Consider the following 16,231-nt stretch of genomic DNA (forward strand, 5'->3'; position numbering starts at 1 on the left):
CTATGAGTTAGGTCTTACACCGCAGACGGCCATCATGATGAGCATGGCGTATGGGTGCTCACTGGCGAGAAAGGAAGAGACGCCTTTCTGCACGGCCGCCACTTCTTCTTCCGTTGCAAATCCGCTGTCCACCATCGTTCGCATCTCCTCGGCATCTACTTGCGGCAGGAAGGCTTCGATGCCGAGCTCGTCGCTATGTGAAGCGAGCAGCTTCAGCTGCAAATCGGCATAGCCGGCCTGCTGCAGCATATGCCAGAGCTGGCGGCCAATGAACCGGTTGCCTCCTTGCGAAGCCTGCTCCTTGGCATGCTGATTCAACACGTGCAGCAGCTCCGGAATAACCGGATCGACCATGCCCCAGATGGCGTCATCCACATCCAAAATAATCAGCTTTCCTCCCGGTTTCAGCAGATCGAATATGTTCCTTGCGGCTTGTGCCGGATCCGGCACATGCTGAAACACAAGTCTGGCGATGGCGACATCGAATTGACCGAGCGGAAGGCCATGTTCCAGAATGTCTCCATGCACGACGCTTACCCGTCCATCATCTCCGGGCGCAATGCGCTGCCGTGCATATTGGACGTAATAATCTTCGATTTCAATGGAAGTAATGCGGCTCGAAGGGAACATTCGCGAGAGCTGCTCCGTTACGAATCCGGGACCGCTGCCAACCTCCAGAATGGAATCGCCGTCCTTGACGCCGAACTGTCCGAGAACCTGTTCTTCCTTGGACCAACTGATGTTCATTTGCCCCTTCATCCGTTCTAACAACCGCTTCAGCTTTCCTTCATCCATCATCAGCTTGTTCATGTTCATCCTCCTCTTTACACGGAAATTGGTTCGAAATAACCGCTGGCAGCAAAATAATCGATATACATGGCCAATCTGTCTGCATCCATTTGGGGGCACTCTAGCTTACGGTCTTTCAGGAAGGAGAACACTTTGTCCGCGTCAAAGACGGGTGTATCGCCTTCACTGATGGACATTTCTTCAATGAACGGCACGATCGAGATGTCGAGCCCACCCGCATTGCCTGCATCAGTACCTGCTTCCAGGCTCTGCGACACTCTCGCCTTCCAATCCATCCAAGGCAGTTGCGCAAATGAATATCCTCGCTTCGCGAGTATGCGGGTGATATCCTTGAATGAGCAATCGTGATCATTCATCACGTGAAATGTCTGATTCGAGAATTGAGAGGAGGCTAGCCGAACGATGATGTCTGCGGCAAAGTCGGCCGGAATCAAGTTGAATCGGAAATCGATATCCGGGAATGCGCCAAGCTGGAGACAGAAGCGGATGATTTTCCAGAAGAAGTCACTGTCTTGGCACGCCCCAGTTCGGCTGTCGCCCGAAATCCGGCCAAGACGGTACATGCTGACGGGGATTCCGCGTGTTCTGCCTTCCCGCATTACTCCTTCCGCCACCCATTTGCTTTGCGTGTACCCCAATTTTAAAGCATCGCTACAAACAGGCACATCATCCTCTAGAATGATTTTCTTGATTTTGGCATCTTTTTCAGAGAATACATATAAAGTGGAGATATAATGGATCGGCTTCACGGCTCCGGCCGCGGCAAACCGCAATATCTCCTCGCACCCCTTGACATTGACTGCCTCCAAAGCCAAATAAGGTTGGGCAAAATTCACGATGGCTCCGTTGTGAAAAATGGACGTGATCTGCTTGGTCAAGAATTCGTATGCCTTCTCGTCCAGCCCTAGACGCGCTGCACCCAAATCTCCGATTACCGCCGTAACCCGCGTCTCGTACTCGTCCTTCCATAGCCCATACTTTCTCATCCCCTCGGCGATCCTGCGCATGCCTGTCTCCCGATCCGCAGCGCGTACCAGACAATAGACGTGCCTAGCGGAATCGGGCTGCAATAACTCATGCAGCAGGAACGCCCCGAAGAATCCCGTGCTTCCCGTCAGAAGCACGGCTTCATCCTGTGCCATGCTCACCGCCTGCGGGATGTCCGCAGCCTGAATGGCCGGATCGAGCACGATCCTGCTTGCCAAGTCCAGTCCTTCCCCAGTTTCTTCCTGCGCCAACACCCTATCGATTTGCGAGGCAATGCTCTTGATCGTCGGCTCTTGCATCAACTGTACTAGCGGAATCTGCACCTGGAACTGCTTCCGAATCTGGAACATCATCCGGCTGATTAGCAGCGAGTGGCCGCCCATATCGAAAAAGCTATCCTCTAATCCGACATGCTCCACATCAAGCAAGCCTAGCCACATCTCGCGCAGCGCCTGCTCCGTATCCGTGAAGTGCTGCGCAACATCTGACGCCGTCTCTTTATCCGCCAAGTGCCTGCCGGGCTTCAGCTCGCGCAATTTTGCGCGCTCGATCTTGCTGTTGGCCGTAAGCGGGAATTGCTCCAGTACCACGAATTGGGACGGAATCATAAAGTCCGGCAGCCTTTGCTTCAGCTCTTCTCGAATGCTGGCGGCCAGCCTTCCTTCCACCTCCTGCTGCATCGGAATGCTTGCCAGCTCCAATGAAGCCTTGTGTGCACCCGTGTATCTGCAAGGCGTCAGCTTCTCCTCCCCGTAAGGCATGAAGATCGCGTCCAAGCCTTTCTCATCATCGGACAACAGAAGTTCCACACGATGGCTCTGTCCGCCCCATTGCAGAATGTCCGCCGGATCTGTCCATTGCCATGAGGGCGACTCCTGCATGAGATGCCTGCGGTAATCCGCGATCGTGTCCGCCGGATCGGCCTGGCGCCGCCAGCGCATGAATTCCCACTCCTCCGCAAGGCGTCCATTCGGGATTCCCGTCACGAGGAAGCAGGCGGACGAATGTTCGGCGCACAACTTGCCTTCACGCAGCTGCCGCTTGATATCGGGACTCCATTCATAGAGAGCATCGGTCTCCCATACCGGTTTATCGCCGACATGCAGCACCGCATCGTATCGGAATTTGTTCATCTCATTGCGATAGATGCCCTTTTTATAGAGCACTTCAACCGTTCGGATGGAGGTCAGTTCCCGCTGCAATTGCGCGAAATAGCCGGTATCCAGCATCAGTTCGCTGTGCTGCTTCATTTTGCGAAGCACGCGCCGGTCGAACTCCGGCAGTGAAAGCCGCTCGTCCACGCCATTCAGCACGACGGAGCAATGGAACGCTTCTCTGAACATAAGGCCGCAAATGTCGCCGAGAAAAATGCATCCTCCCGGCTTCAATTTGCCGGCAACATGCTGCAGAACCTCATTCAGATACGAGACATCCGGGAAATACTGCACCACCGAGTTCAATATGACCATATCGACCTGCTCCACGTCGGGAAGCTCGTGGGCATTGCATTTGAACAGCGAAACCTTATGGCGATTCTCTCCCAGCAGGTGCAGATGCGAACTGACATATTCGATCGCGTTCTCGGATAAATCGGTGCCGATATAGGACTCGCACGACGGGGCGATCCGGAACAGCAGCAAGCCGGTACCGCATCCGATTTCCAGCACCCGTTTTGGCCTGTACTTCAGAATCCGTTCGACCGTTTCGCTGGTCCATTCCTCCATCTCGACCGCCGGTATGGGCAGCCCCGTATAGGTGTCATTCCATCCGACGATATGGAATGTCTTGTCGTCATGTTCATTGCCTTTGGCGTAATAACTGTCGAATACCGTTTCCCATCGATCGACCAGTTCGCCTTTGAACTGCCGAAGCGTGCCGTGCGCATGCAGTTCATTTTTGTGCGGGATCAAATAACATGTTAATTTGGCATCTCCGTGCTCATTCCGTTCGGCAACGACCACGCTTTGGGACACCAGCTCGTGATCGCTCACAGCGCTCTCGATCTCGCCAAGCTCAATGCGATAGCCGCGAACCTTCACCTGCTCGTCACGGCGGCCCAAATATTCGATCTCTCCCGCCGCCGTCCATCTGGCCAAGTCCCCGGATCGGTACAGGCGAGCCCGGGGTCCATTCGCCGATACGGAAGCGAACGGATTCGCGATGAACCGCTCCCTGGTCAGCTCTTCGCGCTTCCAGTATCCGCGGGCTACGCCTCTCCCGCCAATATACAGCTCCCCCGGAACCCCCAAGGGAACCGGCTGGCCATGCTCGTCGAGTATGTACGCTTCCAGATCCGGCAGCGGCACGCCGATGACACTGCCCGCCCCGGCATCCAGATCCTCCAGCGTAATCGGACGGAACGTCGCGTGTACCGTAATTTCGGTAATGCCGTACATATTGATCAACTGAGGCCGACGATCTCCATGCAGCCGGAACCAAGGTCGCAGCGACTGCAGCTCCAGCGCTTCCCCGCCGAAAATAATGTAGCGCAGCGACAGTTCCCCAGCCTCCTCGAACCCGTCATGCTGCTCGACATGGATCAATTGCTTGAAGGCAGACGGCGTCTGATTCAGTACCGTTACCCGCTCGCGCACGAGAAGCCGATAGAAGTCCTCGAAGGAACGCGTCACGCCGGCAGGCACAATCACAAGGCTTCCTCCATGCAGCAGTGCCCCCCATATTTCCCAGACAGAAAAATCGAAGGCGCATGAGTGATACAGCGTCCATACATCTTGCGCATGGAAGCCGAACAATCGCCGCGTCGCTGCGAACAATCGGTTCACGCTGCCATGCTCGACAAGCACTCCCTTAGGCTTCCCTGTGGATCCTGACGTGTAGATCATGTAGGCCAATTCGGATTCATTGACGAATACAGACAGATCGCTCGCAGAATCGCTTGCCGGATCCTCCTGCAGCGCCGATGCATTAATACGCGTGCAAGAACGGACTGCCATCAAGTCCCGGGTCTCTTCATCCACCAGCAGCAGCGCGCATCCCGAGTCGCTCAGCATCCAGCGGATGCGTTCTTCGGGATACGCCGGATCGAGAGGTACATATGCGCAGCCGGCTTTTAAGATGGCCAGGATTCCGGCAATCAGATAAGGGGAGCGGTTCATGCACAAACCGATGAATTGCCCGGGCTCAGCCCCCGACTGCAGCAGATGGCGGGCAAGCCGGTTCGCATAAGCGTTGAGCTCCCGGTATGTCCAAACCGCTTCATTCCACTTCAACGCTGCATTGTTCGGATACAGGGCCGCATTGCGCTCGAATTGCCGATGAATGCCTTCCGATGCCGTCGCAATTGCCTCTATTGCACCGGAGCGCTGCAGCATGCTCTCCCGCTCGCCCTCCTCCATCAAGTCCAGCCGGTCAATAGGCCGATCAGGCGCAGACAGCGCCGATCGAATGAACTGAATAAAGTGATTGACGAAGTTCCGCATCGACTGCGGAACGAACAGATTGGCGTTATATTCAAGCCGCCCGGTGATTTTTCCTTGCAATTCCGCCATCGACAGCAGCACATCCGACTTCGACGTGCCGTTAAACAGTCTGATGCTCTCCGCTCGCGCTTTCGGAAGCTGGATATCGACGGCCGGCGTATTTTGATAGACGAACAGATTTCGAACTAGCGGGATGGCCCATCCTTGGCGATCCGGCTGCAGTTCCTCAACGATGCGGTCGAAAGGGAAATCCTGATGATCGTATGCTTCGGCCGCCGTTGCTGCCACTTGTCGCAGCAGTTCGCGGAATGTCATGTCCGCGCTTATGTCCACGCGAAGCGGCAATAAATTGACGAAGTAACCGATGAGACCTTCGATTTCGGTATCGTTGCGATTGGCAACAGGCGTCCCGACCACGAGCGTGCGCTCATGAGTATAGCGGTAGAGCAAGCCCCCGAACAGGGCGATCAGCGCCATGAACATTGTCGCGTCTGCTTCGGCGCAAAATGCTTTGAGTGCATGAGCCAGATCGTCCGGGAGTTCAAAGGACACCTCTCCGCCCCGGTTTCCGGCCCAATCCGTCATTTTTTTGTCCGGTGCGAGCGCAATGCTCGGGCAATGCTCCAATCTGTCCTTCCAATAACGCAAATGCTTCTCCCATGCCCCCGAATTTAGCTGCTCCGTCTGCCAATGCGCGAAATCGCGATACTGAATCGGCAAGGAAGCAAGGGCGGGCGTATTGCCTTCTGAATAAGATCGGTAACACGCCACCCATTCCTTTGCCAGCACGCCCATGGACCAGCCGTCGGAAATAATATGGTGCAGGCATATCGCGAGCATATGCTCCCGCTCCTTCAACCGGATGACCTGCGCACGCATCAGAAGCCCTCTCTCCAGATCGAAAGGCGAAGAAATGACGCGCTGGATCACCGCGTTCGCTTCAGCTTCAGCTTCTGTCCCATGCCGTCCGCTAACATCTTCGATGGGCAATTCCAGCGTGAAATGCTCCATCCGCCGCAGTTGCGGCCGACCGCCGGAATTGATGAAATTGATGCGCAGTGACTCATGGCGGTCGATAATATGCTGCAGCGCCCGGCGGGCTGCCTCTATGTCCAGCTCTCCGCGGAACCTCACGGCAAAATACATGTTGTAAGCAGACTTATCCGCCAGCATTTGATCCATGAACCAAAGCCTTTTCTGAGCCGGAGACAGCACCAGGCCATCTTCTTCCGGTCTGGGAACAATCCGCGGTTGCTTCCTGCCTCGTCCCAGCTTCCACTGCTCAAGCAGCTCGCGCTGCTTGTCCGACAAAAGTGAACGTCGCGTTTCCAATTCATTTTTGTTCGTCATAAGCACCCACCGTTCCACCGGAATTTTTATCGCTGATCATTGCCTGCCAAATGCTCAATCATCTGCAGTTCCAATTGCTCGGCAATCTCCTCAATCGTCGGATACTTGAAAATGCGCTCCAACTTGATGTCTATGTCCGGCAGCAGATTCCGCACGCGCGATATGAGCTGGGTCGCCATCAAGGAATGGCCTCCCAGTTCAAAGAAATTATCCTTGATGCCGATCGGGCGTACGCCAAGCACCTGCTCCCATATCTCAACCAGATTTTCCTGCAACCCGTCCGCAGGAGGGACGTACATCGTTGACAGGTGCGCCCTTTCGTCCTCCAATCGCCCATGGCCCGCGCCTACTGGCGCAGCGGATTCTTCATGGCCCGCGCTTGCTTGGCTTTCCCGCCTGTCGCCGAACCAGCATCTCGTCCCCTCGAACGGATACGCAGGCAGCGGCACGCGTCCGGGCTGTCCATCATGAGTATGCTTCCAATGGATATCTGCTCCGGATAGCCAGCATTGCGCCAAGCCTTTCCATAACGCGGCAACGTCGGATTCCTCCTCCTTGCCATGCCGCATCAAGTTGATCGCATGAACCTTGCGCAATTCATCGTCACGCTGCCGCACCAATTGGGCCAAGCCTCTCCCTGGTCCCACCTCCAGCCAGATGGCATCATCTCCGAAGCTCCGCATAAGCGTGGACACCCCTCCTCCGAAGTTGACAGGCTCCCTCATATGGGCGCTCCAGTACGCGGCGCTCCTGGCCTGGGCCTCCGATATGTAATCACCGCTTACATTGGAGATGAAAGGGATGGAAGGGGCTGACAGCTCGTACTGGCGAAGCAAGCGTTCGAATTGCTCCGCGGCCGGCTCCATGAACGGGCTGTGGAACGCATGCGATACGGGCAGAAGCTTGTGGCCGATACCGCCGGATTCCAATCGCGCCGCCAAGTCAGCGATGGCTTCGCGCTCGCCCGCAACCGTGCATGAATCGGGGCTGTTGACGGCCGACAAGTACACGGCTTCGTCCGCTAAGCTCCGGATCTGCTCATAGGATGAAGATACGGCCATCATGCCGCCGGCTGGGCTCTGCTGCATGACCGCCCCCCTTAGAACGATGATCGCAAGCGCCTCTTCAAGCCGGATGACGCCCGCGAGGCAGGCGGCGACATATTCGCCGAGGCTGTGTCCGATCATGGCACTGGGCCTCAGTCCCCAATCCATCAAGCAGCGGGCAAGCGCATATTCGACAATGAACAGCAGCGGCTGCGCTATAGCGGTCTGCTCCAACGTTTGCGGTTCTCCGGCTCCGTTCGTACGGAACATCGCCTGCGATATCTCGGTGCGCATGCTCCCGTTCAGGACGGCAATGCACTTGTCCGCCCAACTGCGGAACAAAGGGATCTGTTCATACAATCCGGCCGTCATGTTCAAGTACTGGCTTCCTTGTCCCGGAAACATAAAAATGATGCTGGCCTTGTCCTTGCTCGCAATGCCCCTGCCAATGACTTGCAGACTGCCGTCCCTGCCGGATATTGCCGCATAACGATAAGGGAATGCCTTCCTGCCGACTTGAAGCGTATATGCGACCTTGTCCATGGAAGCGTCCGGGTGATGCCGGAAATACCTATCCAGAGCATCCTCCATTGAACCGAGAGCGCTAGCCGTTCGCGCAGACAGAAGCAGCGCCTGCTCTCTCTGCTCCTTCCGGCATCCCGCGGCGCATTCCGCAGGTATTGGAGCCTCCTGCAAGATGAGATGCGCGTTCGTTCCGCCAATCCCGAACGAGCTTACCCCGGCGCGACGGGGATGATCCGAGGCCGGCCAATCCCGCAAGGCCGTATTGACATAGAAATGACTGGCCGTGAAGTCAATGGCCGGGTTGGAATCCTCATAATGCAGGCTCGGCGGAATTTGCCGGTGATGCAGCATCAATGTCGTCTTGATCAACCCCGCAATGCCCGCGGCAGCGTTCAAGTGGCCGATATTCGTCTTCACGGAGCCGATCGCGCAGCGCTGCCTGGCGCTGTCTTCGCCAGTCTCGCCGAATGCCTCTTGAAGCGCGGCTATCTCGATCGGATCGCCCAGCGCCGTGCCTGTCCCATGTGCTTCGATATAGTCGATTGTCTGCGGTTCTGCCCCCGCCATCATGAGCGCCTCCGCCACGACGCGGCGCTGGCCTTCGATGCTTGGCGCCGTGTACCCCACCTTGGCGGCACCGTCATTATTCACGGCGCTGCCAAGAATAAGGGCATAGATATGATCGCGATCGGCCAGAGCGTCCTCCAGGCGCTTAAGCGCCACGATCCCCGCTCCGCTGCCGAAGAGCGTCCCCTGCGCCTTAGCGTCAAACGCCCGGCAATGCCCGTCCGGGGAGAAAATCCCCCCTTCCTGGTACATGTATCCTTCCTGCTGCGGAACCCGGATGGAGGCGCCGCCTGCAAGAGCCAGATCCGACTGATACATGAGAAGGCTCTGGCAGGCATAATGGACGGCAACGAGCGATGTCGAGCACGCCGTCTGAATCGTGACGCTCGTTCCGCGCAAATTCAGCTTGTAGGAGATTCTGGTGCTTCCATAATCGTTGCTGTTCGCCTGCAGCACCATTTGCAGCTCCTCCTCCGAAAGTTCATCGCGACGCGGCAATATTTCGTTCACCAAGTAACTGTTGAATCCGCATCCGGCAAACAGACTGACCAAGCCCTGGTACGACTCCGCGACATAGCCCGCATCCTCAAGCGCTTCCCATGCGCACATCAGCAGCAGGCGGTGCTGCGGATCGAGCAGGTCAGCCTCGCGCTTGCTCATGCCGAAAAATTGATAATCGAACTTGTCGATGCCATCCAGGAGCGGGGAAGCCTTCACATAGTTCGGGCTGCGCAACTTCTCCTCTGCAATGCCGGATTCTCGCAGCATGTCATCGGTGAAAAAGGTGATCGTCTCCCTGCCATGCTTCAAGTTATCCCAATACTGCCCCATATGGCTGGCTCCCGGGAATCTCCCGCTCATCCCGATAATGGCTATCGTGTTCTCTGCCTCGCTCGCCGTCATTGACGCTCCCCCTTTCGCCGTAATTTTTGCGCTTGTTGCGCGGCTCGCTGCTTGCTTTTGCGCTGTTCGTCAACACCAACGCCGCGTTGCGCCTCCGTTCCGTTTCCGTTTCCTTCGAGATAGTGCGCCAACAAGGAAATGGTCGGATATTTGAACAGATCGACAACATGGATCGGCCTTGCCAATTCCGCTTCGAGTCCTTGCTGGACGCGAAGCAGGAGCAGAGAGTGGCCGCCCGCATCGAAAAAGTTATCGTGAATGCCCACTTCCTCTACCTTCAAATGGCGCTTCCATACCTCCGCAATTTGCCGCTGCAGCATCGTCTCCGGCAGTACCGTGCCCTGTCGGCTCTCCCTGAAGTTGAACGCCCCCGGCTCAGGCAGTCTGGCCGTATCTGCCTTCCCGTTGCGGGTCAGCGGAATCTGATCCAGCTCCACATACGCCGCAGGCAGCATATATTCCGGCAGGCGGTCTCTCAGATGAAGCTGCATGCCGGTCGGGTCGAACGACTTCTCGGCCGGAACCACATAAGCAATGATCCGGTCGTCCCTGTCCGCTTGGCATACCGTTAAGCAATCGGCGATCGCGGAGTGCCGCAGAATCGCCTCTTGAATTTCGCGCAGCTCCACCCGATAGCCGCGAATTTTGACAAAGTCCCCCCGCCTGCCGATGAATTCAACGTTGCCGTCCGGCAAGTACCTCCCTAAGTCGCCCGTCCTGTATATTCGATCATGCTCCATGGATGTATAAGGATTGGGGACAAACGCGGGGCGACCTTGTTCCGCTTCCGCGTTCCCGATATAACCGGAAGCCAGATAAGGCGAGCGAATGCAGATTTCGCCCGTTTCTCCAATCCCCTTCATGCCCAGATCCGAATCCATCACGAGCAATTGCACGCCTTCTCTCCCTTTGCCGATCGGGATCGACGGCCCTGGATCCGCGGGAACGGAATAGATCCCCATAATTTGCGGCGTCTCCGTCGCCCCATACCCGTTCAGACAGCGAACCTGCGGAGCGATCGCCCGGATATTCTCAATGTGGGACGGCATCAGCACATCACCGCCAAAAAAGGCATACCGCCATGCCCCCAGGTCGCACCTCTTTTGCCCAGAGCTGTCTCCGCCCGCGATCACCATGCCCATCGCAGGGGTTACATGGGTAATCGTTATCCGGCGGCGTTCCATCCATTCCGTCACATATTCGGGAATAATCATCCGGCTTCCGTCCGGAATGCAGATCGCGGCCCCGATGGACAGCGGCACGAATATGTCCCGCAGCAATGGATCGTGTCCCAAGCCGGAGAACATGCTGAACCGGTCCCGCCAATCAAGCCGGAATTCATTCACATGCCAGCGAATGAAGTTGGCAAGCGGCTCGTGCGTGCATTGAACTCCCTTCGGCGCTCCCGTCGTGCCCGAGGTAAACAGCACATAGGCCGGATCCTCCAAGGAGCATCCCTTCTCGAGCTGCGCCAGCATCGCTCGGACTGAGTCTTCTTCATCAGCTGCATCATCGCCGTTGATGCCGTAAATGCAGAACGATACATGCCTTGCCCATTCATCGAGCAACCCGCCCAGTCTCTCCCGCTCCGCGCTGAGAAAGACGATGCCGTCCGCCTTGGACGCCTTGAGCAACTCTGTCGCCCGGATCGCCGGCTGCGCCGGATCAATCACCGCAAATGCCGAGCCGCTCTTGAGCACGGCGAGCATGGCGACGATAAGAGACGCGCTTCGTTCACCGTATATGGCTATCACTCCTCGCCGCTGGCGGGCGAAGCGAATCAACTTCGCGGCCAGTCTGTCGCTGCGTTCCTCCAGATCGCGATACGTGTATTCGGCATCATCGCTATCGATGACCGCAATAGCCTCTGGACATTGCGCCGCCTTGTGCCTGAACATCACATGAACCGGCTGCAGAAGCGGATCGCGCGCCTCCCTTAGCGGCATGCCCGGATCGGGCAGAACCGCGGCCGAGCGTTCGGTGAGGAGCGAATACCGCTCAATCGGCCAATCGGGATCATTCACGATCTGGCGGCACAGACATTCGAATTGAGCCAGCATTTCGGTTGCCCTTTCCTCCTGGAACAGGTTGGAGGCATACGTCATCGTTAGTTGAATCCCTTCGGCTTGCTCCAGTGCGTACAGCGTCAGCTCGCATTTGGAATCGGGCTCGTCCAGCTCGATGATCTGCGTAGTCAGTCCGCTCAACTGAGCCGTAACCGGCGGAATGTTAAGCATATTGAACATGACCTGGAACATGGAGGAGCGGCTGAGATCCCGATCCGGTCTTGCCATCTCCACCAGCTTATCGAAAGGCATGTCCTGATGCGCATAAGCATTGATGGCTGCGTCCCTTGCAGACAACAGCAGCTGGTTAAAATCAGGATTGCCGGATAAATCAAGCCGGAGGAGCAGCGTGTTCACGAATAACCCGACGACTTGATCCAAATGACGGTGATGGCGGTTCGCAACCGGAACGCCGACGGCGATGTCGGAGGTTCCGCTCAATCGGTACAGCAGCGCATTGAAAACAGTGACTAGCGTCATGAACAGCGTGCAATTGTGCCGTTGCCCCAGCTCTTTCAACTCCTCGCTGAGCGCTTGCGGAAGCTTCAAGCTGACCTGCTTGCCCCGATAGCTCGACGCAAGCGTCCGAGGGCTGTCGGTCGGCAGCAGCAGGGGCGGAATCGGCTGCTGCAGCACGCCTGCCCAATATTGAAGCTGCTTGCAATAGGAGTCGCTTCCTATCCATTCTTGCTCCCAGCGGGCATAATCGGAATACGTCAGCGGCGGATTCGGCACAGTCTGCCGGGATTGCCCGACCCGGATCGCATAGAGCTGCCGAAGCTCGTTCAGGAGTATGCCTGTCGACCAGCCGTCCGTGATAATATGGTGCAGCACTAGCACCAAGTAGTGGCGGCGTTCTCCCGTGCGGAGCAGCGTCATCCGGTACAGCTCGCTATCCGACACCCGAATCGGACGACGGCACTCCTCTCTTATCCATTGCTGTGCCGCTTCCTCCGTGCATGTCTTGATTGCCAGCCGGAACGCCTTTTCCTCCCTGACTAAGGAGAAGGGGATACCTCCCTCTTGATGAATGGTCGTCCGGAGAGAATCATGCCTGCGAATCAGCTCTTGCAGAGCTTGCTCAAGAGCCTCCACGTCCAGCGGTCCGTCAAGAGACAACGTGCCGGGCAGCAAATAAGCCGTCTGATCCTCATCCAGCTTCTGCAGGAACCACATTCTCTGCTGGGCGCTCGTGAGCGGAGCCCGGTAATCCCCGGCCAGCTTCAGCGGAACGATGTCCGCCTTGTCCGTTCCGCCCTCCGCCTTCTGCAGCATTCGGCGGATTTCGTATGCCATATCGCGCAGGGCGGGCTTGGCGAAGACCGTGCCGATCGGCAATTCGATGCCGAACACGTCATGAATGGCCGTGATGAGCCGGGTTGCCAGCAAGGAGTGGCCGCCAGCCTCGAAGAATTGCTCTTCTGGATGCACCTGCTTTTTCCCAAGCAATTGCTTCCATATTTGTATCATCACTTCTTCGACCATATCACTGCCGAAGCTGTTATCTTCCGGCGCGTCATGCATCCCGTAAGCCTCTTCGGCCTCCTCTGCAAGCAAGGAGCACAATGCTTTGCGATCCACCTTGCCATTGGGCGTCAAAGGCATGTCGCCTAGTACCACAAAGCGGGACGGAATGTAATGGCCCGGCATGCGTTCTTGCAGAAATTTCCTTACATCCGTCTCCTCCCACGCTGATTGCGGCTTCATGACGACAAAAGCGACGAGCGAAGCCTGATCGGGAGCCTCTCCGGCGACAATGACGGCACAGTGGGCAATGTCCGCACGCTCTGACAAGTGGGATTCGATTTCGCCGAGATGAAGTCTTACCCCCCTGACCTTGACTTGATCGTCCCGTCTGCCAACGAACTGGAGCCTTCCGTCGGGCAGGCATCTTACCAAATCGCCTGTTCGATATAAGCGCCCCGGCTCGTGTCCATCGCCGGCCGAAGGCGCAATGAATTTGGCCTCCGTCAATTCGGCATCGTTACAATACCCGCGGGCAAGCCCGATTCCGCCGACGTACAATTCGCCAATGCCCCCAGGCAATGGGCGCTGCATGTAGTCATTGAACACGTGCACCTCCACATTCGGGATCGCTTCTCCGAGATCGATGATCGATTCATCTGAACCGCATTCCTTGACCGTTACCCAGACGGTTGCTTCTGAAGGACCGTATGCGTTGTAAAAACGCCTTCCCGGAGCCCAGCGTGCCACGATATCGCGGGTGCACGCTTCGCCCGCCGATATGAGAACCTCCAATTCCGGCAAGTCCGCATTCGGAATCAGGGTTAGAACAGATGGAGGAAGCACCGCATGAGAAATCCGCTTTTCCCTCATCCACCGTGCCATTGCCGCGCCGGGCATCAGCGTATCCCTGTCGGCCATGCACAGCGTTCCCCCGCTGCGAAATGCCATCACGACCTCAAACACCCAGGCATCGAAGCTGAAGGATGCGAACTGGAGCACCTTGCTTCTATCGCTAAGATTGAAATATTGACGCTGCGCCTCTGCCATGTTCCATATGCCGCAGTGCTCAATCATGACAGCCTTCGGCTTGCCAGTGGATCCGGACGTGAAGATGACATAAGCCAGGTCGCGGATTCCGACGTCCAGCCCGGTCGGCCTCGAGCTCTGGCCAGCAATGTCCGCCTCGTCCCGATCGAGCAGCGCCAGTTCGATGCCTTCTCCGAACGAACCCAGGCCGATCGGCGAAGTGCTGATGATGACCCTCATCTCGACCTTGTTCGCCATATAGGCGATGCGCTGCGGCGGATATGAGGGATCGATCGGCACAAAGACCGCGCCGAGCTTCAAGACGGCAAATACCGCTGCGACCATGTCCGGCGAACGACGCAAGCACACTCCTACAAATTGGCCCTTCCGTACGCCTTTGCCGGACAGCCACCAAGCGATGCGATTCGCCCTATGCTCCAGCTCCAGGTAGGTCAACGTATCGTCCATGAACGTAACGGCCGCCGAGTCCGGCCGCTGCGACGCTTGATATTCGAGCAAATGATGCAGGCAGATGTGAGGCAGCGGCGCGGACGGGAGCTGCAACCGCCGGCCATGGTCAGATCGCGCATTCAGCCTCAGCGTGCCGATCCGCTCCTCCGGATTCCGCACGACCCCCTCGACCAGCTCCGTATACAAGCGCGCCATTGTCTTCATGAAGGCGGCACTGAACAAATTCGAGCGATAGATGAAAGAACCATGGATGAACGCGTCCGTCTCCTCCACCATCAAGACGAGCTCGAACGGCGTATCCTTGGTTCCCAGCGGCACCGGCCGCCAAATCATCCCCCCGAGCTCTGTCAGATCCTGATCATCGCTTATGAATAGCGGAGAGCGAGTTCCATCCCCGCTTTGGGCCCGTTCCATGACAAACGCAACCTGAAACACGGATGAAATCTTGGCATCGCGCTCCGGCTGCAGCCGTTCCGCCACCAAAGGGAACGGATAATCCTGGTGCTCCAGTGCCGCCAGCATTGATCGCTTGACCGAATCCGCGAGCTTCCCAAATGGCAATTCGCCCGAGCACTCGAGGCGCAGGGCAACCGTGTTGACCAAATAGCCGAAACCCTCCTCGAAGCCGGCTTCGTTCCTTCCGGAGACGAACGTGCCGATGACGACTTCCTCTTGCTCCGTATAGCGATACAGCAGCGCAGCAAAGGAAGATAGCAGCAGCGTATTCACGGTAACACCGAGCTCCCTGCTTAATCGGATCACTTCTTGGGACAAGGATTCACTGAACCTGAAGAGACAGTTTTCCCCTCTATGATCGTACGCGGAGGCTCCGCCCCCGACTTTGTCCGCGACCAGCGCGCAGATGGGCAGCGGCTCCGCAAGCGTACGCTCCCAGTAGTTCCGGTCTTGTTCTGCACGCTCACTCTGCAAATAACGCTGCTGCCAATCCACGAATGCGCTGTAGCTGCGGCTCTCCCGCAATCGATCCCGAACCGGAACGCCATGCTGGTACTGATTTGCGAAATCGCGCAGCAGCATGACGATCGACCATGCGTCCGCAATTATGTGATGCATGGATATCAATAGTCGTGGCGGACGATCGGGAGCATAGAACAGGAAAATGCGGAACAGCGGGCCATCATGCAATGAGAACGGCTCCCGCATGCAGCGCTGGAACAATTCTTCCGCTTCGGATCCCCAAGATGCGAGCCGATGCACCCGAAAATCAACTTCTCCGTCCGGCCTTACATGACGTTTGATCTCTCCGTCTTCTATAGAAAACACAGTGCGCAAAGAACTGTACGTATCATATACACTTTGAAAGGATAAGCGCAGCTTATGCTCATCCACAGGCGTTAACAGATCCCATGCCGCTTGCATATGGTAGGCGCAATTGTCCGGATGGGCCTGCTGCAGCAGCCAGAGCGCCTTCTGCCCGTAAGATGCCATCGTATCCCGCTTCACCTGACGCTGCTGCAGGAGCTGGCGGATCAGCCTTTCTTTGTCCTGGCGGGATAAGCCTGCAGTGACAATCGAATCGTTCATCTTGTTCATCTCCTGTCATTGATGTGAA

The 16,231-nt window shown here is 56.9% G+C and carries 4 protein-coding genes; all 4 read right to left on the reverse strand.

The genetic code is table 11. The features are described from left to right. The 4 genes from FLT43_RS06710 to FLT43_RS06725 are packed head-to-tail and all read right to left on the reverse strand — an operon-like array spanning position 1 to position 16,203. The gene (locus FLT43_RS06710) at positions 1-810 is read right to left on the reverse strand and encodes a methyltransferase domain-containing protein (protein WP_087442439.1); all 810 of its coding nucleotides are present in this window, start codon (positions 808-810) and stop codon (positions 1-3) included. A gap of 14 nt (positions 811-824) precedes the next feature. Beyond that, a complete protein-coding gene (locus FLT43_RS06715) occupies positions 825-6,587 on the reverse strand; it encodes a non-ribosomal peptide synthetase (protein WP_087442438.1) in 5,763 nt (1,920 codons plus the stop codon). A gap of 26 nt (positions 6,588-6,613) precedes the next feature. After that, positions 6,614-9,628 (reverse strand): type I polyketide synthase, encoded by a 3,015-nt coding sequence (locus tag FLT43_RS06720; RefSeq protein ID WP_087442437.1) that lies wholly within the window; start codon positions 9,626-9,628, stop codon positions 6,614-6,616. Next, the gene (locus tag FLT43_RS06725; RefSeq protein ID WP_087442662.1) at positions 9,625-16,203 is read right to left on the reverse strand and encodes a non-ribosomal peptide synthetase; all 6,579 of its coding nucleotides are present in this window, start codon (positions 16,201-16,203) and stop codon (positions 9,625-9,627) included. Before FLT43_RS06725 ends, FLT43_RS06720 begins: the two co-directional genes overlap by 4 nt. Positions 16,204-16,231 lie beyond the last annotated feature (28 nt).

This window comes from Paenibacillus thiaminolyticus (genome assembly GCF_007066085.1).
GTDB classification, from domain to species: Bacteria; Bacillota; Bacilli; order Paenibacillales; family Paenibacillaceae; genus Paenibacillus_B; species Paenibacillus_B thiaminolyticus.

What these genes read in the sequence shown, in the direction of transcription:
- FLT43_RS06715 (WP_087442438.1), bottom strand. Translation starts at nt 6,587, where the DNA reads ATGACGAACAAAAATGAATTGGAAACGCGACGTTCACTTTTGTCGGAC.
- FLT43_RS06710 (WP_087442439.1), bottom strand. Translation starts at nt 810, where the DNA reads ATGAACAAGCTGATGATGGATGAAGGAAAGCTGAAGCGGTTGTTAGAA.
- FLT43_RS06725 (WP_087442662.1), bottom strand. Translation starts at nt 16,203, where the DNA reads ATGAACGATTCGATTGTCACTGCAGGCTTATCCCGCCAGGACAAAGAA.
- FLT43_RS06720 (WP_087442437.1), bottom strand. Translation starts at nt 9,628, where the DNA reads ATGACGGCGAGCGAGGCAGAGAACACGATAGCCATTATCGGGATGAGC.